The 25,289-nt window shown below is 61.6% G+C and carries 28 protein-coding genes; 13 read left to right on the plus strand and 15 right to left on the minus strand.

Features of this window, described 5'->3' with window-relative positions:
* Positions 1 to 41: 41 nt before the first annotated feature.
* Positions 42 to 728 carry an LON peptidase substrate-binding domain-containing protein gene (locus FHT69_RS21530; RefSeq protein WP_025554693.1) on the plus strand — a complete coding sequence of 229 codons (687 nt, stop codon included), beginning with the start codon at positions 42 to 44 and terminating at the stop codon, positions 726 to 728.
* Between the two features lie 9 nt (positions 729 to 737).
* The gene (locus FHT69_RS21535) at positions 738 to 926 is read left to right on the plus strand and encodes a Trm112 family protein (RefSeq protein ID WP_017962471.1); all 189 of its coding nucleotides are present in this window, start codon (positions 738 to 740) and stop codon (positions 924 to 926) included.
* A 15-nt stretch (positions 927 to 941) separates the two neighbouring features.
* Here FHT69_RS21535 and FHT69_RS21540 read toward each other — a convergent pair whose 3' ends face one another.
* Positions 942 to 2,156, minus strand: coding sequence for a ubiquinone biosynthesis hydroxylase (locus tag FHT69_RS21540; protein ID WP_183905944.1), 1,215 nt, complete (start codon positions 2,154 to 2,156; stop codon positions 942 to 944).
* Between the two features lie 84 nt (positions 2,157 to 2,240).
* On the opposite strand from FHT69_RS21540, the gene tesB reads away from it, so the two are divergent.
* The 6 genes from tesB to FHT69_RS21570 all read left to right on the plus strand — a co-directional run bounded on the left by tesB (position 2,241) and on the right by FHT69_RS21570 (position 9,858).
* A complete protein-coding gene (gene tesB, locus FHT69_RS21545) occupies positions 2,241 to 3,125 on the plus strand; it encodes an acyl-CoA thioesterase II (RefSeq protein WP_183905945.1) in 885 nt (294 codons plus the stop codon).
* A 210-nt stretch (positions 3,126 to 3,335) separates the two neighbouring features.
* Entirely contained in the window at positions 3,336 to 3,686 is a 351-nt protein-coding gene (locus tag FHT69_RS21550) for a P-II family nitrogen regulator (RefSeq protein WP_281414280.1), read from the plus strand.
* Positions 3,687 to 3,713: 27 nt separating this feature from the next.
* Positions 3,714 to 5,141: an ammonium transporter gene (locus tag FHT69_RS21555; RefSeq protein WP_028757775.1), complete on the plus strand. Its 1,428-nt coding sequence runs from the start codon at positions 3,714 to 3,716 to the stop codon at positions 5,139 to 5,141.
* Positions 5,142 to 5,422: 281 nt separating this feature from the next.
* Positions 5,423 to 8,113 (plus strand): DNA translocase FtsK, encoded by a 2,691-nt coding sequence (locus tag FHT69_RS21560; RefSeq protein ID WP_028757776.1) that lies wholly within the window; start codon positions 5,423 to 5,425, stop codon positions 8,111 to 8,113.
* 139 nt (positions 8,114 to 8,252) lie between these two features.
* Positions 8,253 to 8,921 carry an outer membrane lipoprotein carrier protein LolA gene (locus tag FHT69_RS21565; RefSeq protein ID WP_028757777.1) on the plus strand — a complete coding sequence of 223 codons (669 nt, stop codon included), beginning with the start codon at positions 8,253 to 8,255 and terminating at the stop codon, positions 8,919 to 8,921.
* A gap of 133 nt (positions 8,922 to 9,054) precedes the next feature.
* Complete coding sequence (locus FHT69_RS21570) at positions 9,055 to 9,858, plus strand: exodeoxyribonuclease III (RefSeq protein WP_028757778.1); 804 nt, start codon at positions 9,055 to 9,057, stop codon at positions 9,856 to 9,858.
* 33 nt (positions 9,859 to 9,891) lie between these two features.
* Here the strand turns inward: FHT69_RS21570 and FHT69_RS21575 are convergent, their stop codons facing one another.
* Both FHT69_RS21575 and FHT69_RS21580 read right to left on the minus strand, forming a co-directional pair.
* On the minus strand, positions 9,892 to 10,347 hold the full coding sequence (locus FHT69_RS21575) for a cyclic nucleotide-binding domain-containing protein (RefSeq protein ID WP_028757779.1): 456 nt from the start codon (positions 10,345 to 10,347) through the stop codon (positions 9,892 to 9,894).
* Positions 10,348 to 10,444: 97 nt separating this feature from the next.
* Positions 10,445 to 11,128 carry a response regulator transcription factor gene (locus FHT69_RS21580; protein ID WP_003582964.1) on the minus strand — a complete coding sequence of 228 codons (684 nt, stop codon included), beginning with the start codon at positions 11,126 to 11,128 and terminating at the stop codon, positions 10,445 to 10,447.
* 166 nt (positions 11,129 to 11,294) lie between these two features.
* Here FHT69_RS21580 and FHT69_RS21585 point away from each other — a divergent pair, with 166 nt between their 5' ends.
* Together FHT69_RS21585 and FHT69_RS21590 are read left to right on the plus strand one after the other, a co-directional pair.
* Positions 11,295 to 11,816 (plus strand): L,D-transpeptidase, encoded by a 522-nt coding sequence (locus FHT69_RS21585; RefSeq protein WP_063473820.1) that lies wholly within the window; start codon positions 11,295 to 11,297, stop codon positions 11,814 to 11,816.
* Between the two features lie 131 nt (positions 11,817 to 11,947).
* Positions 11,948 to 12,778 carry an aldo/keto reductase gene (locus tag FHT69_RS21590; RefSeq protein WP_063473819.1) on the plus strand — a complete coding sequence of 277 codons (831 nt, stop codon included), beginning with the start codon at positions 11,948 to 11,950 and terminating at the stop codon, positions 12,776 to 12,778.
* A gap of 81 nt (positions 12,779 to 12,859) precedes the next feature.
* On the opposite strand, the gene FHT69_RS21595 is transcribed toward FHT69_RS21590, so the two are convergent.
* The 12 genes from FHT69_RS21595 to ffh form a co-directional block, all read right to left on the minus strand.
* Complete coding sequence (locus FHT69_RS21595) at positions 12,860 to 13,213, minus strand: hypothetical protein (protein WP_047616056.1); 354 nt, start codon at positions 13,211 to 13,213, stop codon at positions 12,860 to 12,862.
* Between the two features lie 312 nt (positions 13,214 to 13,525).
* Positions 13,526 to 14,935: a 3-isopropylmalate dehydratase large subunit gene (gene leuC, locus FHT69_RS21600; protein ID WP_028757783.1), complete on the minus strand. Its 1,410-nt coding sequence runs from the start codon at positions 14,933 to 14,935 to the stop codon at positions 13,526 to 13,528.
* A 298-nt stretch (positions 14,936 to 15,233) separates the two neighbouring features.
* Entirely contained in the window at positions 15,234 to 15,587 is a 354-nt protein-coding gene (locus tag FHT69_RS21605; protein ID WP_132574369.1) for a hypothetical protein, read from the minus strand.
* On the minus strand, positions 15,584 to 15,949 hold the full coding sequence (locus tag FHT69_RS21610; protein ID WP_132574367.1) for a hypothetical protein: 366 nt from the start codon (positions 15,947 to 15,949) through the stop codon (positions 15,584 to 15,586). The genes FHT69_RS21605 and FHT69_RS21610 overlap by 4 nt, the downstream gene beginning before the upstream one ends.
* A 70-nt stretch (positions 15,950 to 16,019) precedes the next feature.
* Entirely contained in the window at positions 16,020 to 16,832 is an 813-nt protein-coding gene (locus FHT69_RS21615) for an amino acid ABC transporter permease (protein ID WP_132574365.1), read from the minus strand.
* Between the two features lie 21 nt (positions 16,833 to 16,853).
* Positions 16,854 to 17,651, minus strand: a complete 798-nt coding sequence (locus FHT69_RS21620; protein WP_063473818.1) for a basic amino acid ABC transporter substrate-binding protein — start codon at positions 17,649 to 17,651, stop codon at positions 16,854 to 16,856.
* A 164-nt stretch (positions 17,652 to 17,815) separates the two neighbouring features.
* Complete coding sequence (rplS, locus tag FHT69_RS21625; protein WP_132574363.1) at positions 17,816 to 18,367, minus strand: 50S ribosomal protein L19; 552 nt, start codon at positions 18,365 to 18,367, stop codon at positions 17,816 to 17,818.
* A gap of 214 nt (positions 18,368 to 18,581) precedes the next feature.
* A complete protein-coding gene (gene trmD / locus FHT69_RS21630; RefSeq protein WP_132574361.1) occupies positions 18,582 to 19,283 on the minus strand; it encodes a tRNA (guanosine(37)-N1)-methyltransferase TrmD in 702 nt (233 codons plus the stop codon).
* Between the two features lie 4 nt (positions 19,284 to 19,287).
* A complete protein-coding gene (gene rimM, locus FHT69_RS21635) occupies positions 19,288 to 19,857 on the minus strand; it encodes a ribosome maturation factor RimM (protein ID WP_028758033.1) in 570 nt (189 codons plus the stop codon).
* A gap of 115 nt (positions 19,858 to 19,972) precedes the next feature.
* A complete protein-coding gene (gene rpsP / locus FHT69_RS21640) occupies positions 19,973 to 20,344 on the minus strand; it encodes a 30S ribosomal protein S16 (RefSeq protein ID WP_028756609.1) in 372 nt (123 codons plus the stop codon).
* A gap of 49 nt (positions 20,345 to 20,393) precedes the next feature.
* Positions 20,394 to 20,714: a chorismate mutase gene (locus tag FHT69_RS21645; protein ID WP_027682490.1), complete on the minus strand. Its 321-nt coding sequence runs from the start codon at positions 20,712 to 20,714 to the stop codon at positions 20,394 to 20,396.
* 16 nt (positions 20,715 to 20,730) lie between these two features.
* The gene (gene ffh, locus FHT69_RS21650) at positions 20,731 to 22,314 is read right to left on the minus strand and encodes a signal recognition particle protein (RefSeq protein ID WP_028756610.1); all 1,584 of its coding nucleotides are present in this window, start codon (positions 22,312 to 22,314) and stop codon (positions 20,731 to 20,733) included.
* A gap of 492 nt (positions 22,315 to 22,806) precedes the next feature.
* Between ffh and FHT69_RS21655 the strand changes: the two genes are divergently transcribed.
* From FHT69_RS21655 to mtaB, 3 genes are all read left to right on the plus strand, one after another.
* Entirely contained in the window at positions 22,807 to 23,031 is a 225-nt protein-coding gene (locus FHT69_RS21655) for a hypothetical protein (RefSeq protein WP_028756611.1), read from the plus strand.
* Between the two features lie 78 nt (positions 23,032 to 23,109).
* Positions 23,110 to 24,015, plus strand: a complete 906-nt coding sequence (dapF, locus tag FHT69_RS21660) for a diaminopimelate epimerase (RefSeq protein ID WP_097631151.1) — start codon at positions 23,110 to 23,112, stop codon at positions 24,013 to 24,015.
* A complete protein-coding gene (mtaB, locus tag FHT69_RS21665) occupies positions 24,012 to 25,286 on the plus strand; it encodes a tRNA (N(6)-L-threonylcarbamoyladenosine(37)-C(2))-methylthiotransferase MtaB (protein ID WP_028758036.1) in 1,275 nt (424 codons plus the stop codon). Before dapF ends, mtaB begins: the two co-directional genes overlap by 4 nt.
* Positions 25,287 to 25,289: the final 3 nt, after the last annotated feature.

Raw genomic sequence — 25,289 nt, forward strand, 5'->3', positions numbered from 1 at the left:
GGCACCACATTCTCGTCAGAACGGGCATGCCCGTTACAAGAATGCGGGACGGTTTCATGCAAGTCGGGAATGCCAGATACCTGAAGCCGGGCGATCTGCCTGATTCAATCGCCGTCTTCCCCCTGACCGGCGCCCTTCTCCTGCCGGCCGGGCAGCTTCCCCTCAACATTTTCGAGCCGCGCTATCTGGCGATGCTGGATGCGGCGCTGACCGGAAACCGGCTGATCGGCATGGTGCAGCCGGCGCTCGGCGAGCACGAGGACAAGGGCGGCGAGCCCAATCTTGCCGCTGTCGGCTGCCTCGGCCGCATCACCTCCTTCGCCGAGACCGGCGACGGGCGCTATATCGTTTCACTGACCGGTGTCTGCCGCTTCCGGCTCTTGGAGGAGAAAGCCACCAGCGATCCCTTCCGCACCTTCCGGATCGCCCCGTTCATCGCCGATCTCTCGGCCGCGAACGAGGAGGACGCGGTCGACCGCGCTGCGCTTCTGACTGCCTTCAAGGCCTATCTCGATGCCAACAAGCTGGAGGCCGACTGGGAGAGCGTCGAGCGGGCGAGCAATCTGACGCTCGTCAATTCTCTCGCGATGATGTCGCCCTTCGGGCCGGCGGAAAAACAGGCGCTGCTCGAGGCGCCCGACCTGAAGACGCGGGCCGAGACGCTGATCGCCATTACCGAAATCGTGCTGGCGCGTGTCTTCGGTGACTCCGACACGGTTCTGCAGTAGACTTCAGGCATGGACGAAAAACTCAGCCGCGTCGATCCGAAGCTGCTCGATCTCCTGGTCTGCCCGCTCTCCAAGGGGCGGCTTTCCTATGATCGCGAGCACAATGAGCTTGTCTCGGAAAAGGCGCGGCTGGCCTATCCGATCCGCGACGGCATTCCGATCATGCTGGTGTCCGAAGCCCGCCGCCTCGACGACTAACGTTTCTTCAAATCGTCAAATCGTCTCGCCGGCCAGCAGGCGCGGATTGTCCTTTGCCGTCGTTCCGGCCGCCTGGCCGATGAAGAAGGATTTGAGGCGGGGCAGCCGGTCGACGAGACCGAGGCCGACGTCGCGGGCGATGCGGATCGGCGTTGCATCGTTGGAAAAGAGCCGGTTCAGCACGTCGGTGGTCACGCCCATGCGGAACGTGTCGAAGCGCCGCCAGGTCTGGTAGCGTTCGAGGATGTTGATCGAGCCGATGTCGAGGCCGAGGCGATCGGCGTCGACAATGGTTTCGGCAAGTGCCGCCACATCCTTGAAGCCGAGATTGAGGCCCTGGCCCGAGATCGGATGGATGCCGTGGGCGGCGTCGCCGGCCAGCGCAAAACGCGGCGCGACGAAGGAGCGCGCCAGGGTGAGGCCGAGCGGGAAGGCACGCTTGTCGCCGATGACTTTCAAGCTCCCAAGTTTGTGGCCGAAGCGGCGTTCGAGCTCTTCCTCGAAGATCAGATCGTCGGCGGCGACCAGCCGGTTGGCATCCGGCGTCCGCTCCGTCCAGACGAGAGAGGAGCGGTTGTTCTTCAGCGGCAGGATGGCGAAGGGGCCGGCCGGCAGAAAATGCTCCTCGGCGCATCCGTCATGCGGCCGCTCGTGTTCGACGGTCGCGACGATGCCAGACTGGCCGTAGTCCCAGGTGACGGTCCTGATGCCGGCGAGATCGCGCAACGTCGAGCGCACGCCGTCGCAGGCAACCAGCAGCCGGGTCTCCAGCGCGCTGCCGTCCGAAAGCGTGACGGTGGCATGGGTGTCGTGGGTCTTCAGCTCGGTGGCGCCGAGCCCGTGGCGGATGTCGATGCCGAGCCGCTCGCAGGCGCCGCGCAGCGCTGCGACCATTGCGACATTCGGGATCATGTGGGCGAAGGGCCGGCCTTCGGCGACTTCGCCGTCGAAGGTCAGAAAAACCGGGCGCACCGGATCAGAAGTCCTGGAGTCGGTGACGATCATTTTGGTGATCGGCTGGGCCTCCGGCTCGATCTCGTCCCAGATGCCGAAGACCTCGAGCATCTTTGCCGCCGCCGCGATGATGGCGGAGGCGCGCGTATCGTTTTTCCAGACATGCTCGGGAGCCGCCTCGACGACCGCGACATTCAGATGGGGTGCTGCCTGTTTGACCGCGACAGCAGCGGACAGGCCGACATAACCCCCGCCCACAACCAGCATGTCCAGCATCGCGCCGCTCCCGTACCTTGTGCCTCAGATGTGATCTATATAGATCATCGCAACTTCACTTCCTACCGCCGGGAGACATAGAAAATGACGCGCGAGACATCAGGACCTTCGGCGATGGAGACGTTGCTTTCGACGCTCGACCTTGAGCCGATCGAGGTCGATATCTTCCGCGGTCGCAGTCCCAAGGTCGGCTGGCAGCGGGTCTTCGGGGGGCAGGTGATCGGCCAGGCGCTGATGGCGGCGCAGCGCACCATCGAAGGCGAGCGTTTCGTCCATTCGCTGCATGCCTATTTCATGCGCCCCGGCGATCCCTCGGTGCCGATCGTCTACCAGGCGGAGCGCATCCGCGACGGATCGAGCTTCAACACGCGGCGTGTCGTCGCCATCCAGCACGGCAAGGCGATCTTTGCGCTGTCGGCCTCCTTCCAGGTGGAGGAGCCGGGCTTCGAGCACCAGATCGCAATGCCCGAGGTCGAAATGCCCGAAGCGCTGCTCGGCGAACAGCAGATCAAGGAAGAATATCTTGCGCATGCGCCGGAGGCGATCCGAAAATACTGGCAGTGCGAGCGGCCGATCGAGATCCGCCCGGTCTCGCTGACGCATTATTTTTCCGACAAGAAGCTCGATCCGAGGCAGGACGTCTGGGTGCGCGCCACCGGCCCGGTTCCCGACGACCGACTCTATCAGGCGGCGGTGCTTGCCTATCTTTCGGATATGACTCTGCTCGATACGTCGCTCTATGCGCACGGCACGTCCATCTTCGACCAGAGCCTGCAGGTGGCGAGCCTCGATCATTCCATGTGGTTCCACCGACCCTGCAAGCTCGACGACTGGCTGCTCTATACGCAGGATAGCCCGTCGGCTTCGGGCGCCAGGGGGTTGACCCGGGGCTGTCTGTTTACCCGAACGGGTGAGCTGATCGCCTCCGTCGCGCAGGAAGGTCTGATTCGGAAAAAGGCAAATGAATAAATAATGTGCATATTTGTAAATTTGCGCATTATTTGTGCGCTTATTGGCCGGTCAATTGCCTGTTTATTGGCATTACTTATTATAATCTTTATTTTTCAATAACTTATAAGTTGCCTCGAATCTGGCACGCCCCTTGAATGTATATCGCCGGTCGCTGTTCAGGAACGTCAGCGGCAAGGAGAGTCGGCTCCGCGCCGAGGATAACGAAGGATGGGAAACCAGATGAAAATTGTGATGGCCATTATCAAGCCGTTCAAGCTCGATGAGGTCCGCGAAGCTCTTACGGCGATCGGTATTCAGGGGCTGACCGTGACCGAAGTGAAGGGCTACGGGCGCCAGAAGGGACATACCGAAATCTATCGCGGCACCGAATATGCGGTCAGCTTCCTGCCGAAGCTCAAGATCGAAATCGCCGTTGCATCGGAACTCGTCGACAGGGCGGTCGAAGCCATCGCGGCATCGGCCAAGACCGGTCAGATCGGCGACGGCAAGATTTTCGTCCATTCGATCGACCATGCCGTGCGCATCCGTACGGGCGAAACCGATTCAGAAGCGCTGTAAGAACGGCAGATCAAGGAGCTTTTTCCAATGTCACTTTCGAAGTTTTCTTCCGCCTTTGCGCTGACTTGCGCAGCAACGGCTGCCCTTCTGGCGCCGGCTGTGGCTTTTGCGCAGGAGGCTGCGCCAGCCGCTGCCGCTGCTGCCGCTCCTGCTCTCACCATGGACAAGGGTGACAATACCTGGATGCTCGTCTCCTCGGCGCTCGTCCTGCTGATGACCATCCCCGGCCTTGCGCTTTTCTACGGCGGTCTCGTCCGCGCCAAGAACATGCTCTCCGTGCTGATGCAGGTCTTCATGATCACCGCCGTCGTGGCGCTGATCTGGGTGACCTACGGCTATTCGCTCGCCTTCACCGATGGCGGCTCGCTGAACAGCTTCGTCGGCGGCTTCTCCAAGGCGTTCCTGGCCGGCGTCAACACCACGTCGCTCGTCGAAACCTTCTCGAAGGGCGTCGCCATTCCGGAATACACCTTCATCGTATTCCAGATGACCTTCGCCTGCATCACGCCCGGCCTGATCGTCGGCGCATTCGCCGAGCGCATCAAGTTCTCGGCCGTCATGCTCTTCGTCGTGCTTTGGGTCACCTTCATCTACTTCCCGATGGCGCATATGGTCTGGTTCTGGGGTGGTCCGAGCTCCTACACGTCGCCAGCCGGCCTGATCTTCTCCTATGGCGCAATCGACTTTGCCGGCGGCACGGTCGTTCACATCAATGCCGGTATCGCGGGCCTCGTCGGCGCCATCATGCTCGGCAAGCGCACGGGCTATAAGAAGGAAATCATGGCTCCGCATTCGATGACGCTGACCATGGTCGGCGCCTCGCTGCTCTGGGTCGGCTGGTTCGGCTTCAATGCCGGCTCCAACCTCGAAGCCAATTCCTATGCCTCGCTTGCCTTTATCAACACCTTCGTCGCAACGGCTGCCGCCGCTGTGTCCTGGTGCATCGTCGAAACCCTCACCCGCGGCAAGGCTTCCATGCTCGGTGGTGCTTCCGGCGCCGTCGCCGGTCTCGTCGCCATCACCCCGGCGGCAGGCTTTGCCGGCCCGATGGGTTCGATCGTTCTCGGCCTCATCGTTTCGCCGGTCTGCTACTTCTTCGTCGACGTCGTAAAGAACAAGTTCAACTACGATGACAGCCTCGATGTCTTCGGCGTCCATTGCGTCGGCGGCATCATCGGCGCTCTCGGCACCGGTATCCTCGTCAACCCGGCGCTCGGCGGTGCAGGCATCGTCGATTATTCGACAGCCGATTTCGCAGCCTCCTATGCCGGTACGGCAACCCAGGTCTTGAACCAGGCCAAGGGCGTGCTGACGACGCTGCTGTGGTCGGGTATCGGTTCGGCGATCCTCTACAAGATCGTCGACGTCGTCATCGGCCTGCGCGTCACCGTCGAAGCCGAGCGCGAAGGTCTCGACCTTTCGACCCACGGCGAAGCCGCCTACCACTCTTCCTGATCACAGGGTTTGCGGCGCCCGGCAAAAGGGCGCCGCTGCATGGCCCGTCGCGGCCTATCTAGAGCTTTTCCGGGTTAGACCCGGAAAAGCTGCCATAGACCGCATTTGGCCCGAACCTTCCAAGGTTCGGGTCTTTTTCATTTCCCCTGTCCGGAATTGTCGTCCAGGCATGCATGGTTAACATCGCTTTAACCCGGCTCTGATTAGGTAGAGCGGACGCATTTTGGCACGACGAAGCTTCAGCGATTCGCGTGTCCTCAGGCATTGGACGGGTTAGACACATGGCAAGAAGCACGTCGCCGGCAATGGATGGCCGTCCGGATCGGTTCTCCTTCTCGGCATTCATGCTGCGGCAGATCCAGGCGCTCATCGGCTTTGCGATCTTTCTGCTGCTGGCGTTCTGCGTCGCGGCGCTGGCGACATGGAATGTCGCGGATCCGAGCTATTCCTACGCGACCGCCAACCTGCCGACGAATATTCTCGGTTATAGCGGTGCGGCCTTTGCCGATATCGTCATGCAGTTCCTCGGCCTTGCCAGCGTCGTTTCGATGCTGCCGATCGTCGCCTGGGCGCTGACGCTGATCTCGGGCCGTCGCTTCAGCCGTATTCCCGCCCGTGCCGGCGCCTGGTTCGGCGGTTCGGTGCTTTCCTGCGCCGTCCTCGGCTGTTTTCCGCCGCCGCTTACCTGGCCGATCCCGAACGGCATCGGCGGTGTCGTCGGCGATATGATCCTGCGTTTTCCCGCACTTTTCGTCGGCACCTATCCCACAGGCACCTTCGCCATGGTCGTCGGCTGCATCTTCGCCGCGCCGACCGCCTGGCTGATGCTCTTTGCATCGGGCCTTGTCGGCCGCAGCGACGTCGACGAGGAAATCGAGGAGGATTACGTCGAAACGCGTAGCAAGGCCCGCGTCGTCGGAGACGAGGACGAGGAGGACGACGAGTCCCGCTGGGTGGCTTTCAGCGGCGCCATGACGCATGCCTGGTACATGAGCCAGGGCCGGCTGCGCCGGCTCTTCGGCATGGGGCCGCGCAAGCGGCGCCAGGGTGATTACGAATCACCCTATGATTTCAACGATGACGAGTTCGGCACGCTGAACGAACCCGTGCGCGCCAAGGCGCCAACCGTCCGCGGCGAGCGTATGGAACCGTCGATGGAGCCATCGATGGGGGCAAGGGCGGCATCACCGCGCCGCATCGTCTCTGCGCCGTCGCTCTCCATCGATGACGACGATGATGACGACGATCTGCCCTTCGATGCCGACATGCCGCCTCGCCCGGCCGATATCCTGCCCGACGACGATGACGACGACTGGATGATCCGCGCCCCGGCAAAACCCGCCGGCAAGCCGGAACCGCGCGTCGTTCCCGTGGTGGCGCGTCCGAAGCCCAGCGCCCGCATCGAGCGCGAGGCACAGGGCTCGTTCATCCGTCCCGAGGGTTTCCAGCTTCCCTCGATGCATCTGCTCGCCGAACCCAAGAATGTCGTGCGCGATTCCACGCTCTCGGCCGACGCGCTGGAGCAGAATGCCCGCATGCTCGAAGGCGTGCTCGAAGATTTCGGCGTCAAGGGCGACATCATCCATGTCCGCCCCGGCCCTGTCGTAACACTCTACGAACTGGAGCCGGCGCCCGGCATCAAGTCGTCGCGGGTCATCGGCCTTGCCGACGATATCGCCCGCTCGATGAGCGCCATTGCCGCCCGTGTCGCCGTCGTGCCCGGCCGCAACGCGATCGGCATCGAATTGCCCAACCAGACGCGCGAGACCGTCTATCTGCGCGAACTCATCGCCTCCCGGGATTTCGAAGGCAGCAAGGCGAAGCTCGCCATGGCGCTGGGCAAGACGATCGGCGGCGAAGCCGTCATCGCCGACCTCGCCAAGATGCCGCATCTGCTTGTTGCCGGCACCACCGGCTCGGGCAAGTCGGTCGCCATCAATACGATGATCCTGTCCCTGCTCTACCGCATGACGCCGGAACAATGCCGGCTGATCATGATCGACCCGAAGATGCTCGAACTGTCCGTCTATGACGGCATCCCGCATCTGCTTTCGCCTGTCGTCACCGATCCGAAGAAGGCCGTCGTCGCGCTCAAATGGACCGTGCGCGAGATGGAAGAGCGCTACAAGAAGATGTCGAAGATCGGCGTGCGCAACATCGACGGCTTCAACACCCGCGTCGAGCAGGCGCTGTCGAAGGGCGAGGCGATCTCGCGCACGGTGCAGACCGGCTTCGATCGCCATACCGGCGAGGCGATGTACGAGACCGAAGAATTCGATCTCAGGCCGATGCCCTATATCGTCGTCATCATCGACGAGATGGCTGACCTGATGATGGTCGCCGGCAAGGACATCGAAGGCGCCGTGCAGCGGCTGGCGCAGATGGCGCGCGCCGCCGGCATCCACGTGATCATGGCCACACAGCGCCCATCGGTCGATGTCATCACGGGCACGATCAAGGCAAACTTCCCGACCCGCATTTCCTTCCAGGTGACCTCGAAGATCGACAGCCGCACCATTCTCGGCGAACAGGGCGCCGAGCAGCTGCTCGGCATGGGCGACATGCTTTATATGGCGGGCGGCGGGCGTATCCAGCGCGTGCACGGCCCGTTCGTTTCGGATGTCGAGGTGGAAGAGATCGTCTCCTACTTGAAGACCCAGGGCTCGCCGCAATATCTCGACGCGATCACTGCCGATGACGATGACGACGGCGATTACGGCGGCGGTGGCGGCGGTCCGGCCGGCACCTCCAACCTGTCCGATTCGGAAGATCCCTACGACCAGGCGGTCGCCATCGTGCTACGCGACGGCAAGGCCTCGACCTCCTACGTCCAGCGCCGACTCGGCATCGGCTACAACCGCGCCGCCTCGCTCGTCGAGCGCATGGAGAAGGAAGGCATCATCGGACCGGCCAACCATGCCGGCAAACGCGAGATTCTCGTTCCCACCGAAGGCGACATCCTCGACCGCTGACAGAACAGCCATATATTTCCGATGCAGCCGCTTTTGCGGAAACCTGACAGCATCGAAGCCGTTACCTCTCGCAGGCCGATCGCAATGCCTTGAAGACGCCGCCTTTCGGCAGCATGCAGATCGCATAAAGGAGATTTAGATGAGTCACTCCGATACCTTCCTCTCCGGCCTGACGGTAACGCGCCGCGATCTGCTCGGCGCCTTTGCCGTCGCTGCGGTGGCGAGCGCCATTCCCCTCGGCGCTTACGCTCAGGCGGCGGCTCCCGCCTCCGGCACCGCGCAGGCGATCGCCGACCATTTTTCCGGCGTCACGACGATGCAGGGCGAATTCGTGCAGTTCGGCCCGCGCGGCGAGCAGACCGGCGGGAAGTTCTTCATCCAGCGCCCAGGCAAGCTGCGCTTCAACTATGACGACCCGTCGCCGATGCGGGTGATCGCCGACGGCAAGAACGTCGCCATCGGCAATACGAAGCTCAAGACCTGGGATCTCTATCCGCTCTCCAAGACCCCGCTCAGCCTGCTCCTGGCGCAGCGCATCGACCTGTCGGCCGGCATGGTGAAGGGCGTGAAGGAAGAGTCGGACCTGACGACGATTGCGCTCGGCAACAATACGGTGTTTGGAAACTCGACCATCACCATGATGTTCGACCCGAAGACCTACGACCTGCGTCAATGGACGATCACCGACAATCAGGGCAAGGACACCTCGGTGATGATCTTCAACGTCAAGACGGGCATGCAGTTCGATGATCGCGTCTTCCGCGTGCCGTATGAGAGCATCCCAGGCACGCCTCAGTCGCGCGACTGAGCTTTTCGGTTGCTTTCGCACGCGGCCGGTTCCCTCGCGTCCGCGTTTATTCTAAAGCCCTTTCATGAAAGCGCGTCGCGTCGAGCTGCAGCTCGGCCGACACGCGGGCATTGGACGCGAGAGGGCATCGGGCATGGGTTTTTCGATCACCACCTGGAACATCAACTCGGTGCGGCTGCGCATGCCGATCGTCGAGCAACTCGTCCTCAAGCACAGGCCTGATATCCTGTGCCTGCAGGAAACCAAGGTGACGAACGAGCTGTTTCCGGCGGCACCGCTGCGGGCGATGGGCTATAACCACATCATCATCCACGGTCAGAAGGGCTATCACGGCGTGGCGATCGCTTCGCGCATTCCGCTGACCGAGGATCACCGCCAGGATTATTGCGGCGTCGGCGATGCCCGCCACATCTCGGCGATCTTCGAGCACGGCAATCGCCGCGTCCGGCTGCACAATTTCTACGTCCCGGCCGGCGGCGACGAGCCCGATCGGACGATCAATCCGAAATTCGGCCACAAGCTCGATTTCATCGAGGAGATGAAGCTGCTGAAAGCCAATGGCGAGGCCAATACCTCGGCCATCCTCGTCGGCGACCTCAATATCGCGCCGCTGGAGCACGACGTCTGGTCGCACAAGCAGCTTCTGAAGATCGTCAGCCATACGCCGGTCGAAACCGAGGGGCTGCTCGAGGTGATGAAGCGCGGCGCCTGGCTCGATCTGATGCGCCAGCATGTGCCGGCCAGCGAGAAGCTCTACACCTGGTGGAGTTACCGCGCCAAGGACTGGGAAGCCGCCGATCGCGGCCGCCGTCTCGACCATATCTGGTCGTCATCGGATCTCGGGCCGCATCTGAAGCGGATCGAGATCCTGAAGGAGGCGCGCGGCTGGGACCGGCCCTCCGACCACGTGCCGGTGACGGCGCATTTCGATTTCTAGCGCGTCCTTTCGGACGCGCTGTCTCTATCAGTCTTAGCTGAAGCGGTAGAACTGACTTGCGGCCTTTGCCGCAAGTTCGGCGAGATTGTCGCGGATGCGGTTCTCGATCAGTCGGGCTGCGTCCGGATATTCCTCGATCAGCCGGTGGAAGAGGGCACGGGTGATGCGGATGATGCTGGTGTCTTCGCGGGCGATAGCTGTGAACTTGCGCTCCACCAAGGTGACCAGCGCCAGCTCGGAAACCAGCGTTCCGGGACCGGCGACCCCCTCTGTCCTCTGCATGCCGTCGCTGCTCGTCGCGCTCAGTTCCAGGCTACCGCTGAGGATGACGTAGGCGCTCTCGGCGGGCGAGCCCTGGCGAAACAGCATCTGGCCGGCGGCGATCATGCGCCGGTCGGCGCCGAAGGCGATCAACCGCAGCTGATCCTCGTTCATGTCCTTGAACAGAGGAAGCTGCGCGAGCAGGTTGATATCGTCGGTCAGCGCCATGCGGGCTTTTCGCCTTAGTACGGAGCGATTTTGCGTCCGGAATTGCGTGAAACGCAGAGATAGAGCATTTCGGTGATTCGGAGAAAACGGAAATGCTCTAGGGTATGATCTTGTAGCCGCCGTTTTCCGTGACGAGGATTTCGGCATTGGAGGGGTCGCGCTCGATCTTCTGGCGCAGGCGGTAGACGTGGGTTTCCAGCGTATGCGTCGTTACGCCGGAATTATAGCCCCAGACTTCCTCGAGAAGCACGTCGCGGGTGACCACCTTCTGTTCGGCACGGTAGAGATAGCGGATGATCGCCGCTTCCTTTTCCGTCAGCCGGATCTTCTGACCATTGTCGGTGGTGAGCAACTTCTGGCTCGGCTTGAAGAGGTAGGGGCCGACGGTGAAGGTCGCATCCTCGCTCTGCTCGTGCTGGCGCAGTTGCACCCGGATACGCGCGAGCAGAACGGCGAAACGGAAGGGCTTGGTGACATAGTCGTTGGCGCCGGCTTCGAGGCCGAGGATCGTGTCCGAATCGGTATCGTGGCCGGTCAGCATGATGATCGGCGCCTTGAAGCCGCCCTTGCGCAGCAGTTTCACCGCCTCGCGGCCGTCCATATCGGGCAGGCCGACATCCATGATCAGCAGATCGACCGGTGTTGAGCGGGCGGTCGCAACACCCTTGCCGGCGTTGGCTTCCTGCAAAACCGAAAATTCCTCATACAGCGACAATTGCTCCGTCAGGGTCTGACGAAGGTCATCGTCGTCATCCACCAGAAGAATGGTGCGTGCGGTCATGCCCTTGCTTTCCTCATGTTAAGTCCCCTAGTCCTACGCCAAATTCCTGGTTTGGCAAGGATCGGGCGCAGGCTGTTGCCGCGCAGGTTTTCATATGATTTCAATCAAAGCCCCAGACAATGCAAGACATGCGAGAAAAATGGAAAAAACAAGGCAGGGACGGGGCATGACGCCATCGACGATCGTGGTGCGCCCTGCGCCGGGGCGTAAGAGCCGGGCGATCGTCCGGCTTGGCGCGATCACCGTGCCTGCCGCGATCGGCCGTTCCGGCCGCACGGTCATGAAACGCGAGGGCGACGGCGCCACGCCGATCGCCTCGATGAGGCTGATATCAGGCTTCCGGCGGGGCGAGCGGAACGGCCGGCTCGTCACGCCGCTTCCCATCCGCCGCATACGTGCCGACATGCTCTGGTGCGATCAGTCCGGCAATGCCAGCTACAACCGTCTCGTCAGGGCGCCGTTCGGCGCAAGTCATGAGGAGATGCGGCGCAGCGACGGGCTCTACGATATCTGCCTGGTGATGGACTGGAACATTTCCTCGCGTGCGCGCAATCGCGGCTCGGCGATCTTCTTCCATCTGATCCGGCCAGGCTATGAGCCGACGGCCGGCTGCGTCGCGGTGAGCCTGCGCGACATGCGCCGCCTGCTGCCGCACCTTCGACAGGGAACGATTGTCCGGGTCGTCTGATTGTCTTCCGGATGCGGCCGCCTATATGTTTTCGGTGACCGAACGCTCCGGCTGAAATGCGTTCCGGGACGCCCGCAGGTGCGGACGCAATTCATGCCTCGTCCAATTCTTCAAACTCCCGGAGATATAGTGTGACCGCTCAACCTATCATCACTTTCCATGACGGACATTCCATTCCCCAGGTCGGCCTCGGTGTCTGGCAGACGCCGCAGGAGATCGCCGCTCCGACGGTGCGGACGGCGATCGCCGCAGGCTACCGCCATATCGATACTGCTTCCGGCTACGACAATGAAGAGGGCGTCGGCGAAGGCATTCGCTCCTCCGGCCTCGACCGCAAGGACATCTTCGTCACCACCAAGCTCAGGAATACCGACCAGGGCTACGACAATGCGCTGCGCGCCTTCGACGGCAGCCTGAAGAAGCTCGGTTCGGAGTATGTCGATCTCTATCTCATCCACTGGCCGTCGCCGCATCGCGGTCTTTATACCGAGACCTGGAAAGCTTTCGTGCGCATCCGGGAAGAGGGCCGCGCCCGTTCGATCGGCGTGTCGAATTTCTATCCCGAACATCTGGAGCGCATCATCGGCGAAACCGGCGTCGTTCCCGTCATCAACCAGATCGAGCTGCACCCCGACTTCCAGCAGAAGGCGGCGCAGGAGGCTCATCAGAAACTTAACATCGTCACCGAATCCTGGAGCCCACTCGGCCAGGGCAAGTTCATCTCGAACGCCGTGATCGGCGAGATCGCCAAAAAGCATCAGAAGACGCCGGCACAGGTGATCATCCGCTGGCACATCGACACCGGCCTCGTCGTCATCCCGAAATCGGTGACGCCATCGCGCATCGAGGAGAATTTTAAGGTGTTCGACTTCAAGCTTGATGCCGATGACATGGCGGCGATCGCCAAGCTCGACAGCGCCGACGCCCGCATGGGACCGGATCCGCACACAGCAACCTTCTGATCGCCGTCCCAATCATTGCTAAGCCAATCAGCGGCCGCCCCGGGAGAGATCGCCCGCGGCGGCCTTTGTATGGCGGTCGCATCAATAATTACATTTGGACGAGCCGTTGGTCGGGGTAAAACCGAAGTTGCAGGCATTGTTCAGGCGCTGCGGCCGTCCGATCGAGCCGGTATATTCGTCCGAAGCATTGAAAGCGCGCGCGGGATACCAGTAGCCGTTCGAGCTCCTGATATAGCCAGCCCGGGCGCTGCTGTAGCCGCGATACCCGTTGAGGGACGGTATCTTGCTTTGCGCGACCTGTTGCAGCAGGGCGGAAGAGATCACCGGCGGCGGTGTCGGATGGATCGGCGCGGCAGCAGCGACATCGATCGATGCCAGCGATACGAATACGCCCAGGATGGTTCGCGGCAGGCGTCCTGCCATTTTCGGTCTCATGGCTATTCTCCCAGATCACACAACGCGGAGCTTTCCTGGTGCAGCCAGGCCAGTTGATCGCCGAGGCCGGTAACGGACGCCCGAAAGCGGTGCCTGTCGAACGTCGCGCGAGTTGCGCCTGAAAGCGCCATGTCGATGAAGCCACAGGCATTCTTCGATGTCGATTGCCCGAACGGGTGAAATCGGGAACTCGGGTCATGCACTGACACGGATATGGGGCATCGCCCGATGAGACAGGGTACCATAAAATGCGAAGCCCCCGATGCCTTCAGGAGGCATCGGGGGCTTCGGACTGTCATCCGTTTTGACGGATCAATTCCACTCGCGGATATCGACGAAGTGTCCGGCGATCGCGGCTGCCGCTGCCATTGCCGGCGAGACGAGATGCGTGCGGCCCTTGAAGCCCTGACGGCCTTCGAAGTTGCGGTTCGAGGTCGAGGCACAGCGTTCGCCCGGCTTCAGGCGGTCGTCGTTCATGGCAAGGCACATGGAGCAGCCCGGCTCGCGCCAGTCGAAACCGGCGGCCTTGAAGATCTTGTCGAGACCTTCGGCTTCCGCTTGTTCCTTGACGAGGCCTGAGCCCGGAACGATCATCGCGTCGACGGTCGGGGCAACCGTCTTGCCTTCGACGACCTTGGCGACTTCGCGCAGATCCTCGATACGGCCGTTGGTGCAGGAGCCGATGAAGACGCGGTCGAGCGTGATGTCGGTCATCTTCGTGCCCGGCTTCAGGCCCATATAGTCGAGCGCGCGCCACTTGGAGGTGCGTTTGGTTTCGTCCTGGATATCGTCGGGGTTCGGAACGATGCCCTGGACGGAGATGACGTCCTCGGGCGAGGAGCCCCAGGAGACGATCGGCGGCAGGCTGGCGGCGTCGAGGACGACGACGCGGTCATAGTGAGCGCCTTCGTCGGTCTGCAGCGTCTTCCAATAAGCGATCGCCTGTTCCAGCGCCTCGCCCTTCGGCGCGCGCGGCTTGCCCTTGATGTATTCGAAGGTCTTTTCGTCAGGCGCGATGAGGCCGGCGCGGGCGCCGCCTTCGATCGTCATGTTGCAGATGGTCATGCGGCCTTCCATCGACAGCGCGCGGATCGCTTCGCCGGCAAATTCGATGACGTGGCCGGTGCCGCCGGCGGTGCCGATCTCGCCGATGATGGCAAGGATGATGTCCTTGGCGGTAACGTGCGGCGGAAGCAGGCCGTCGACACGCACCAGCATGTTCTTCGCCTTCTTCTGGATCAGCGTCTGGGTCGCCAGAACATGCTCGACCTCGGAGGTGCCGATGCCATGCGCCAGCGCGCCGAAGGCGCCGTGCGTCGAGGTGTGGCTGTCACCGCAGACGATGGTCATGCCGGGCAGGGTGAAGCCCTGTTCCGGGCCGACGATGTGAACGATGCCCTGGCGCTTGTCGCTTGCCGAATAATATTCGACGCCGAATTCGGCGGCGTTGGTGGCGAGCGCCTCCACCTGGATGCGGCTTTCCTCGTTCTTGATGCCGAGGTGGCGATCGGGCGAGGTCGGGACGTTATGGTCGACGACGGCCAGCGTCTTTTCCGGGGCGCGAACCTTGCGGCCGGTCATGCGCAGGCCTTCGAACGCCTGCGGCGAGGTGACTTCGTGGACCAGATGGCGGTCGATGTAGAGAAGACAGGTGCCGTCTGCTTGTTCGTCGACCAGATGATCGTCCCAGATCTTGTCGTAGAGGGTACGCGGTGCGCTCATGGCGTTAAGTCCGTTTTTTTGGAAGCTTTGGAAAATCGAGAATGCGGATCAGGCTCCGCGGCCGTCATTCGATCAACGAAGTCGGCTGTTGAGCGCACCGGACACGCAGGCAAAAAACCGCGCCGGCAGGCGATAATGGTCCTGCAGCACGAAAATATGCGCGCCAGTGCATCTGAACTTGGATTCCATCGCCTGCATATATCAACTTTCCACCGCCTGAGCAATGTTCTGCTAAGTCACATGCTCCAGTGGATAAATCGGATTACAGAGTCGAATATCCCTGGGTGAACTGTCGGCCTCAATTCCAGTTACAGCTTAGTTCGTCTTCAAAGCAACGATAGCCGACATTGCCTGCCAAGCAGCGTAGGAGCGGCCGATAAGATCCCTGGCCCAAAGTGCGGCAGTAGGCGAATGATTTTTCCGAGACGATCGTCCAGTGCTCAGCGAGCTTCTTCTTTGCGTCAGCCTCATCCTGAAGACACTTGTTTGTCTCGATGTTTTTTTCATCCGCATTCAGCATCTTTGAGGTTAGCCGGACACAGTATGAGTCGTCATATTCAGGCAACTCTGCTGCTTCTACAGAATACGGTTCTCCAATAGTGGCTACCAAAAGAAGCGCGGCGACCGAAAACTCTAGGAATCGTATCGTCACAGCGTTTTTCCGCGACAAGTCAGTGTTCCCGAATAGCATTTTTGACCAACGATAGATGAAAGGCATCCCATGAGCTGCTGATAGGATTTAATCTCATCCATGGTTCCCTTAGATTTCATACAGAATTTCATGTCATCGTCGGTAACCAGGAACCAATGTTTCTGCAATTGCTCCTTAAAGCGATTTTCGGAGCGATTGCATTGTATAAGAGCAAGGAAGCGGTCGGCGGGCTTTATCGGCTGCTTTGCGACTTCCGTACAAAATTCCCCTTGAAACGCGGGAAATTCGGTGGCTTCAGCCGGAAATGATATCGTGCTGGCAAAAACAACGATCGCCAAGAAAAACGGGAGAGGCGCGGTCATCTAAAGACTCCAAGACTTTGCAACCTAGAAATTGCTCCTGAAAAAGACGCAGGCAAAAAGTTGGCTTCGTTCACCGCGACTTCAGCCACTTCTCCGTCCGCCGCAGGACCAGCGACAGGCCGATCGTCAGGATCAGGTAGATATAGGTGACGATCGAATAGGTCTCGAAGAAGCGGAAGGAGCCGGCGGCGTAGACCTTGCCCATCTGGGTGATGTCGGCGACGCCGAGCACGGAGACGAGCGAGCTGTCCTTGACCATCGAAACGAAATCGTTGGAGAGCGGCGGGAAGATCACCCGGATCGCCTGCGGAAAGACGACGGAGCGGAAACGCCGGTAGCGCGAGAGACCGAGCGCCTTGGCCGCCTCGATCTGGCCGATATCGACCGACTGGAAACCGGCCCGAAAGATCTCGGCGATGAAGGAGGAATAACCGATCGTCAGCGCGATGACCGCCCGCCACATCAGTGAGAGATCGCGCACCAGGATGGGCTCGGCCATGCCTGACGTCACCAGCGGCGAAATCAGGAAATTATAGGCTGCGACCAGTGCCGGCGCACCGACGAAGGCGACATAGAACAGCAGCACGAGGATTGGGATGCCGCGGATGATCTCGATGTAGAACCGTGCGATCTGGCGCAACACCGGGCTGTCGGCCATGCCGAGCAGGCAGATGCCGAGGCCGAGCACGGTGGCGAGCACGAAGGCGACCAGCGTCACGAAGACGGTGATGCCGACACCGTTGACGACGGTGCGAAAGACCTGAGCATAGATATCGTTGGTGATGATGACAACGGCAAGGACGATGCCGATCGCGACGAGCGCGACCAGCCACCAGGGATAGTCGTCCTTGACGGGTCTGTGGGAAGATGTTTGCAGGGCCATTCGTCTAGCGGCTGCTCGGCATCATTCGCCCATCTTGTAGTCGAGGAACCACTTCTTGTTCAGCCCATCCAGCGTGCCGTCGGCCTTGAGTGCTGAAATGGCGGCGTTGACGGGGGCGACGAGATCGGACCCCTTCGGGAAGATGAAGCCGAAATCCTCGGTGCCGAGCGGCTCGCCGATCAGCTTCAGGGCGCCGCCTGAAGCATCGACATATCCTTTGCCGGCGGTGCCATCGGTCAGCACGACGTCGACGTCGCCGGCCTTCAATGCCTGGACGGTGGCGCCGAAGGTTTCGAAGAGCTTGATGCGCGGGTTCTGCTCGTTGCCATCCAGCACTTCATAGACAGCGGTGTAGAAGGGCGTGGTGCCGGGCTGCGCGCCGACCAGGCCATCCTTGAATTCGCCGAAGGACTTGGCATCGGTGAAACGCTTCTCGTCGCCGCGCACCAGCATGAACTGCTGCGAGCGCATATAGGGGTCGGAGAAATCCACCTTCTGCTTGCGGTCTTCCTTGATGGTGATGCCGGTCATGCCGATGTTGTACTGGCCGTCGGACACTGCCTGGATCATCGCGTCCCAGCTGGTGTTCTGGTATTCGACCTTGAAATTCAGCCGCTTGGCGATCTCGTTCATCGCATCATATTCCCAGCCGATCGCCTTGCCCGATTTCGGATCGACGAATTGCAGCGGTGGATAGGCATTCTCGGTCACGACGACGACACTCTTGCCGCCGAGATCAGGCAATTCGGCGGCCGATGCGGCCAGGGGGGCAAGAGCAAGGGCGGCGAAGCTCGCAAGAACGGTACGACGAAACAACATTGAATGGTTCCTAAAAATTGAACGGCAAAAACTGTCACGGAAGATAGGCCCGAGGCAAGGCCGCCAGCTGCGTGGCCAAACAAAAAATAGAAAAGGCGACCCGGAGGCCGCCTTTCCAAGCGAAGAATTTTGCTTCAAGCAAAGAATTTTGCGTGGTGCAGATCTTATTCTGCTGCCGGTTCCGCTGCAGCGGCAGCGGCAGCGGCTGCTGCTTCAGCAGCGGCCTTGGCTTCCGCAGCTTCTGCTGCTGCCTTCTCGGCGGCGAGCGCCTGGGCTGCTGCAACCTTTTCAGCTTCGATGCGTGCCTTTTCCTCGGCAATGGCGGCGCGCTCGGCGTCGTTGAGCTTGCGGGCGCGGACGCCGGTGTCTTCAACGATACGGGCAGACTTGCCGCGACGGTCGCGGAGGTAATAGAGCTTGGCGCGACGGACCTTACCGCGGCGAACGACGTCGACGCTTTCGATCATCGGCGAGTAGACCGGGAATACGCGCTCGACGCCTTCGCCGTAGGAGATCTTGCGGACCGTGAAGTTTTCCTGCAGGCCGCCGCCGGAGCGGGCGATGCAGACGCCTTCATAGGCCTGAACGCGGGTACGGTTGCCTTCCGTGACCTTCACGTTGACGCGGACGGTGTCGCCCGGGGAAAATTCGGGAAGCGTGCGCTTGGCTTCGATCTTGGCGGCCTGTTCGGCCTCAAGCTGCTGAATGATGTTCATCGTCTTAACCTTTGGTTCTTCTGAAACAGCCAGAGCGCTCGACACTGATCCTTCGGAACTGGCCTCAGGACTTTGCCCATCAAGGGCGGGAGCGGATTCGCCATTCTTTGTTTGCTGGCAGACGGGGATAAACCCCATTTCCGCGTGCGCCAATACACGAAAGGCCAGGGCTTGTCATCCCTTGGACGGCATTTTTGTGAAAAGGGCCGCGAAATCAGCCGTTTTTCTCGTTTCTGGCCTTTTCGAGCAGATCCGGGCGGCGCAGCTCGGTCAGCCGCACCGCCTCCTGGTGCCGCCATTTCTCGATGGCGCCGTGGTTGCCCGAGGTGAGGACGGAGGGAATTTCGCGGCCTTCCCACTCCTGCGGCCGGGTATAATGGGGATGTTCCAGCAGTCCGCCTTCGAAGCTTTCGTGCAGGCCGGAAAGATCGTTGCCCATGACGCCTGGCAGGATGCGGATGATCGCATCGAGGACGATCAATGCGGCCGGCTCGCCGCCTGACAGCACATAGTCGCCGATCGAGACCTCTTCCAGTCCGCGCGCCTCAATCACCCGCTGGTCGACACCCTCGAAACGGCCGCAGACGATGATGACGCCGTCGCCTGCCGCGAGCGCGCGCACACGCTCCTGTGTCAGCGGCCGGCCGCGCGGGCTCATCAGCAGCCGCGGGCGGGTATCGTTTTCCGAGACGCTGTCGATCGCACGGGCGAGAACGTCGGGTTTCAGCACCATTCCGGCGCCGCCGCCGGCAGGGGTGTCGTCGACGCTGCGGTGCCTGTCGGTGGCGAAGTCGCGGATCTGCACCGCGTCCAGCGACCATTGCCCGCGCTCCATCGCCTTGCCGGCGAGCGAGAAGCCCAGATGTCCCGGAAACATCTCCGGATAGAGTGTCAGCACGCTCGCCCGGAAAGCCATGGCGTCACTTCTTCTTTTTCGGCTTGTCCGCGGTGAATTTCGAAAGCTCTTCGGGATCGTCGACCAGTCCCGCCGCCAGCGGATCGATCAGCAGTGTGCCGGCCTCGAGATCGATCTCCAGCACCGAGGCTTCGGAGAAGGGGATCAGCACTGGGCGCTTGCCCGGGCCTTTGAGTTCCAGGAGATCGCCGGCGCCGAAATCGAAGACGCCGGTGACCGTGCCGTAGCTGACACCCTTGTCATCTAGCGCTTCGAGCCCTTCGAGATCGGCATAGTAGAACTCGTCGTCCTCCAGTTCCTCGTCCGGCAGGTTGTCGCGTTCGATATAGAGCTCAAGTCCGTTCAGCGCCTCGGCGGCATTGCGGTCGTTGACGCCGCGGAAACGGACGACGACGACATTCTTGGTCTCGCGGATTTCGAGGACTTCGAAACTGCGGCCGTCCATGCTGTGGAGATGGCCGTAGTCGCCAAGCGCGCTGGGATCGGCCGTATAGGCCTTGGCGCGCACCTCGCCCCGGAGGCCCTGCGCGCCACCGATCGTCGCCATCAGAACGGGGTTTTCAAGCTTTGTCATGGGTTCCTTCATGTGAAGCCGAAAGACAGGTTTCTCATAAACGAAGTGCGCAAGATTGGAAACGAAAACGGGCGGCATGTCGCCATGCCGCCCGCTCGATCGAGGGAAGTCCCGATTATTCCGCGGCGTCGGCAGCAGCAGCGGCTGCGTCGGCAACCTTCTGAGCCTTTTCGGCGGCGCGCTCCTGGGCGCGCTTGCCCGGCTTTGCCTTGATCGGGTTGTTCTTGGTTTCGCGCTTGGCAACGCCGGCTTCATCGAGGAAGCGCAGAACACGGTCGGTCGGCTGGGCGCCGTTTTCGATCCAGTGCTTGATGCGCTCGGCGTTCAGCTGAACGCGCTTCTCGTCGTCCTTGGCAAGCATCGGGTTCCAGGAACCGAGGTTTTCCAGGAAGCGGCCGTCACGCGGGCTGCGCGCATCGGCGAGAACGACGTGGTAGTACGGGCGCTTCTTGGAGCCACCGCGGGCGAGACGAATTTTCAGTGCCATGTTCTTTACTCCTTAGGCTTTTCTTGACCACCTGGTTCGGTGGTACGGGTTATCGGGCTGCAGCGCTCTGTTCAGCGTGATCCGCAGCGATCTGCTCATGATGCCGGATGACTTCCTTGATGACGAAGTTCAGGAACTTCTCAGCGAAATCCGGATCCAGATTGGCGGTTTTCGCCAGCTGGCGAAGGCGTTCGATCTGGTATTCCTCGCGCGCCGGGTCGGCCGGCGGCAGATTGTATTTGGCCTTCAGCACGCCGACCTCTTTGGTGCAGCGGAAGCGTTCGGCCAGCATGTGCACGAGAGCGGCATCGATATTGTCGATCGACTGACGATAGCTCGCGAGCTGGGCTTTGACGTTTGGATCAATCATGGGGCAAGCGATCCTTTCACTTCTTCTTCGGCAATCCGGGCAATCCCGGGAACCCACCGCCAAGGCCCGGCAGCTTGGCGCCGCCGAGGCCTGGCAAACCACCCGGCAGACCGCCGAGACCGGGCATACCCCCACCCGGTTTTCCAAGTCCCGCCGCTTCCGCCTGCTTCTGCAGGGCCTCGAGCTGCCGGGGATCGATATTCGAGAGATCGGGCATGCCGCCGCCCATGCCGCCCAAGCCGCCCAGCCCCATCTTGCCGGCAAGGCCGCCCATCATCTGCTTCATCATGCCGCCTTTGCCCTTGCCGCCCATCATCTTCATCATGTCCGCCATCTGGCGGTGCATCTTCAGAAGCTTGTTGATGGCGGCGGCATCGGTGCCGGAACCGGCGGCGATGCGCTTCTTACGCGAATGCTTGAGCAGGTCGGGATTGGCGCGCTCGGCCTTGGTCATCGACTGGATGATGGCGATCTGGCGGCCGAAAAGCTTGTCGTCGAGGCCGGCTGCGGCCATCTTGTCCTTCATGCCGGCCATGCCGGGCATCATGCCCATGATGCCGCCCATGCCGCCCATCTTCTGCATCTGGCGCAGCTGATCGGCGAGGTCGTCGAGGTCGAACTTGCCCTTGGCCATCTTGGCGGCCATGGCGGCCGCCTTCTCGGCGTCGATATTCTCCGCAGCGCGCTCGACGAGCGAGACGATGTCGCCCATGCCGAGGATGCGGTCGGCGATGCGGCGGGGATGGAATTCCTCCAGCTCGCTCATCTTCTCGCCGACGCCGATCAGCTTGATCGGCTTGCCGGTGACGGCGCGCATCGAAAGGGCCGCACCACCGCGGCCGTCGCCGTCCATGCGGGTCAGCACCAGACCGGTGATGCCGACGCGTTCGTCGAAATTGCGGGCGAGGTTGACGGCGTCCTGGCCGGTGAGGCTGTCGGCGACCAGCAGGATTTCATGCGGGTTCGAGCGCTTCTTGATGTCGGCCATCTCGACCATCAAGGGCTCGTCGATATGCGTGCGGCCGGCGGTATCGAGGATGACGACGTCATGGCCGCCGAGCTTGGCCGCCTGTACGGCGCGCGCGGCAATATCCGTCGGCGACTGGCCTGAAATGATGGGCAGCGTATCGATATTGGCCTGGGCGCCAAGCTGGCGAAGCTGCTCCTGGGCTGCCGGACGGCGCGTGTCGAGCGACGCCATCAGCACCTTCTTCTTCTCGCGCGTCGACAGGCGATTGGCGATCTTCGCCGTCGTCGTCGTCTTGCCGGAGCCCTGCAGACCGACCATCATGACGACGACGGGGGCGGGCGCATGCAGGTCGATGCCGACCCCTTCGCCGCCCAGCATCTCGATCAGTTCGTCATGGACGATCTTGACGACCATCTGGCCGGGCTTGATCGACTTCAGGATCTCGGCGCCGACGGCCTTTTCTCGCACGCGGTCAGTGAAGGAACGCACGACGTCGAGCGCGACGTCGGCCTCCAGCAACGCACGGCGAACCTCGCGCAGCGCTGCGGAAACATCGGCTTCCGAAAGCGCGCCACGGCCTGTCAGTCCATTCAGAATGGATCCAAGACGGTCCTGGAGGTTTTCAAACATCGGCTCTTCCTTGATACGTTTCGGGCGGGTTGGGATATGCCCGGAAACGTCGTGCTTTTCCTTGACGAAAACAAGACGCAAAGCCAAAAAGCACCCGAGGGCGCATCGCGCTGTCGGGTGTTGACCTCCGGGATCTCAGGGTCCCGGTCGGCGGCTCGGAGTCATGCGGCTCGTCGCGGATTGGGCGCGATAAACAGGAAAGCTGCACGAAAGTCAAGGTGAATGCGGACAAATGACCGCGTGGCGGCTTTTCAAAGGCCGTTTGACGTGGGCGCGGCGGATGTGCCGGCGGACAGGGCATGAAAGTACATGTTCAAGTCGACTTGTGTATAGCATTGCGCGTTCCGCTTGGTTCTTCCGATTTTGCCGGCAAAAATTCCGCTTGTCGGCCTGGATTCCCTGGGCGGGCCAGTTGCAAAATATTCCGCTTATGATTCTATTTTCTACTTAAGTGCCTCCTGTAAAATGATTCGTGAATATCCTTGATGCCGAATGAATCGGCGGAGATATCGAATGATAGATCCTGATATTGAGAGCTGGGCGCTGGCGCGGGCTCATCATATTGTTCTGAACGAAGGCTTGAATCTTGCGAAGGCGGCACAGGATCTGGATCGCAAACGGTCCCGCTCGCTGGTCTACGAGTTGAGGAAGGTCATCACCGCAGCGATCGTCGAAGCCCATGCTGCGTCCTTCGATCGCGACGGTGTGCAGCGGTAACGCCTGCCCGGCACTCACCCACTGGTAATTCCCGCGCATTTCCGCCATATACACCGGAAAGACAGACGGAACGATACCATGAGTGCAACGGTCGAATTCGCGAGGATGAACGGGCTTGGCAACAAGATCCTGGTCGTCGACATGCGCGGCCGGCCGGACAAGGTGACGCCGGCGGCGGCAGTCGCGCTCAATGCCGATCCGCAGACCGAGTTCGACCAGATCATGGCGATCCATGATCCGAAGGCCGAAGGCACCGATGCTTTCATCGATATCCTGAATTCCGATGGTTCGAAGGCGCAGGCCTGCGGCAACGGTACACGTTGCGTCGTGCAGGCGCTTGCCGCCGAAACCGGCCGGAAGGTCTTCACCTTCCAGACGGTGGCCGGCATCCTCAATGCCGTCGAGCACGAGGACGGGACGATCTCGGTCGATATGGGCCGGCCGGTCTTTGATTGGGACAGGATTCCGCTGGCGGAAGAATTCCACGACACCAGCCGCATCGAACTGCAGATCGGCCCGATCGACAATCCGGTGCTGCATTCGCCATCGGCGATGTCGATGGGCAATCCGCATGCGATCTTCTGGGTCGACAGGGACGTGATGTCCTATGATCTTGCCCGTTTCGGACCGCTGCTCGAAAATCATCCGATGTTTCCCGAGCGCGCCAATATCACGCTGGCGCAGGTGACCTCGCCGACATCCCTGACGACGCGCACCTGGGAGCGGGGCGCGGGACTGACGCTCGCCTGCGGCTCGGCCGCCTGTTCGGCTGCCGTCAGCGCTGCGCGCACCGGCCGCACCGGCCGCAAGGTGACGATCAATGTGGCAAGCGCCAAGCCGCCGGCCGCACTTTCCATCGAATGGCGCGAGCGCGACGATCACGTCATCATGACCGGCCCGGCCGAATGGGAATGGTCGGGCAGACTCGATCCTTCGACGGGTCTCTGGTCGCGCGATGGTACCCGAGAGGCGGAGGCGCAGTGAGCGGTATCGAGGTCATTACCTTCGGCTGCCGCCTCAACACATATGAATCCGAAGTGATGAAGGCGCAGGCTGAAAAGGCCGGGCTCAACAATGCCATCCTGGTCAATACCTGTGCCGTCACCGGCGAGGCCGTGCGCCAGGCCCGCCAGGCGATCCGCCGGGCGCGGCGCGACAATCCGCATGCCCGCATCATCGTCACCGGCTGCGCCGCGCAGACGGAAAAGCAGGCCTTTGCCGAAATGGCAGAGGTCGATGCCGTGCTCGGCAATGAGGAGAAGCTGACCAGCGCCTCCTATCGCAGCCTGCCGGATTTCGGCGTCTCGGCCGAAGAGAAGCTCCGCGTCAACGACATCATGAGCGTCAAGGCGACGGCGCCGCAGATGGTCAGGCATATCGACGGCCATGTGCGCGCTTTCATCCAGGTGCAGAACGGCTGCGATCACCGCTGCACCTTCTGCATCATTCCCTATGGTCGCGGCAATTCCCGCTCCGTGCCGATGGGCGCCGTCGTCGACCAGGCCCGCAATCTCGTCGCCGGTGGTTATCGCGAGATCGTGCTGACCGGTGTCGACGCCACCAGCTATGGCGGCGATCTGCCCGGCGCCCCGACGCTCGGCCTCCTGGCCAAGACACTGCTGAAGCAGCTCCCCGATATCCGCCGCCTCAGGCTTTCCTCGATCGACAGCATCGAGGCCGATGCCCACCTGATGGATCTGATTGCCGACGAGCCGCGTTTCATGCCGCATCTGCATCTGTCGCTGCAGCATGGCGACGACATGATCCTGAAGCGCATGAAGCGGCGGCATTTACGCGCCGACGCGCTGCGTTTCATCGAGGATGCGCGCCGTCTCCGACCCGAGATGAGCTTCGGCGCCGATATGATCGCCGGTTTTCCCACCGAAACCGAAGAGATGTTCGACAATGCCGTGCGACTGGCTGAAGAGGCTGATATCGCCCATCTGCACGTCTTCCCCTACAGCCCGCGTCCCGGCACGCCGGCCGCCCGCATGCCGCAGCTCGACCGCTCGCTGGTCAAGGATCGCGCCGCCAGGCTGCGCGCCGCTGGACATATGCTGCATCAGTCCCATCTCGATCGGATGATCGGAACCCGGCAATGGCTGCTTGTTGAAAACAACGGCCTGGCGCATACGGAGAACTTCACGCTGGTTGCCGCGCCCGGCCTTCGTCCCGGCGAACTTGTGCCGGTCACGATCACCGGCCACAATGGCAAGCATCTCGACATGCAATTGACGGCCGCCGCTGCGGCCTGACTT

It is taken from the genome of Rhizobium sp. BK008 (genome assembly GCF_014197345.1).
Taxonomy (GTDB): domain Bacteria; phylum Pseudomonadota; class Alphaproteobacteria; order Rhizobiales; family Rhizobiaceae; genus Rhizobium; species Rhizobium anhuiense.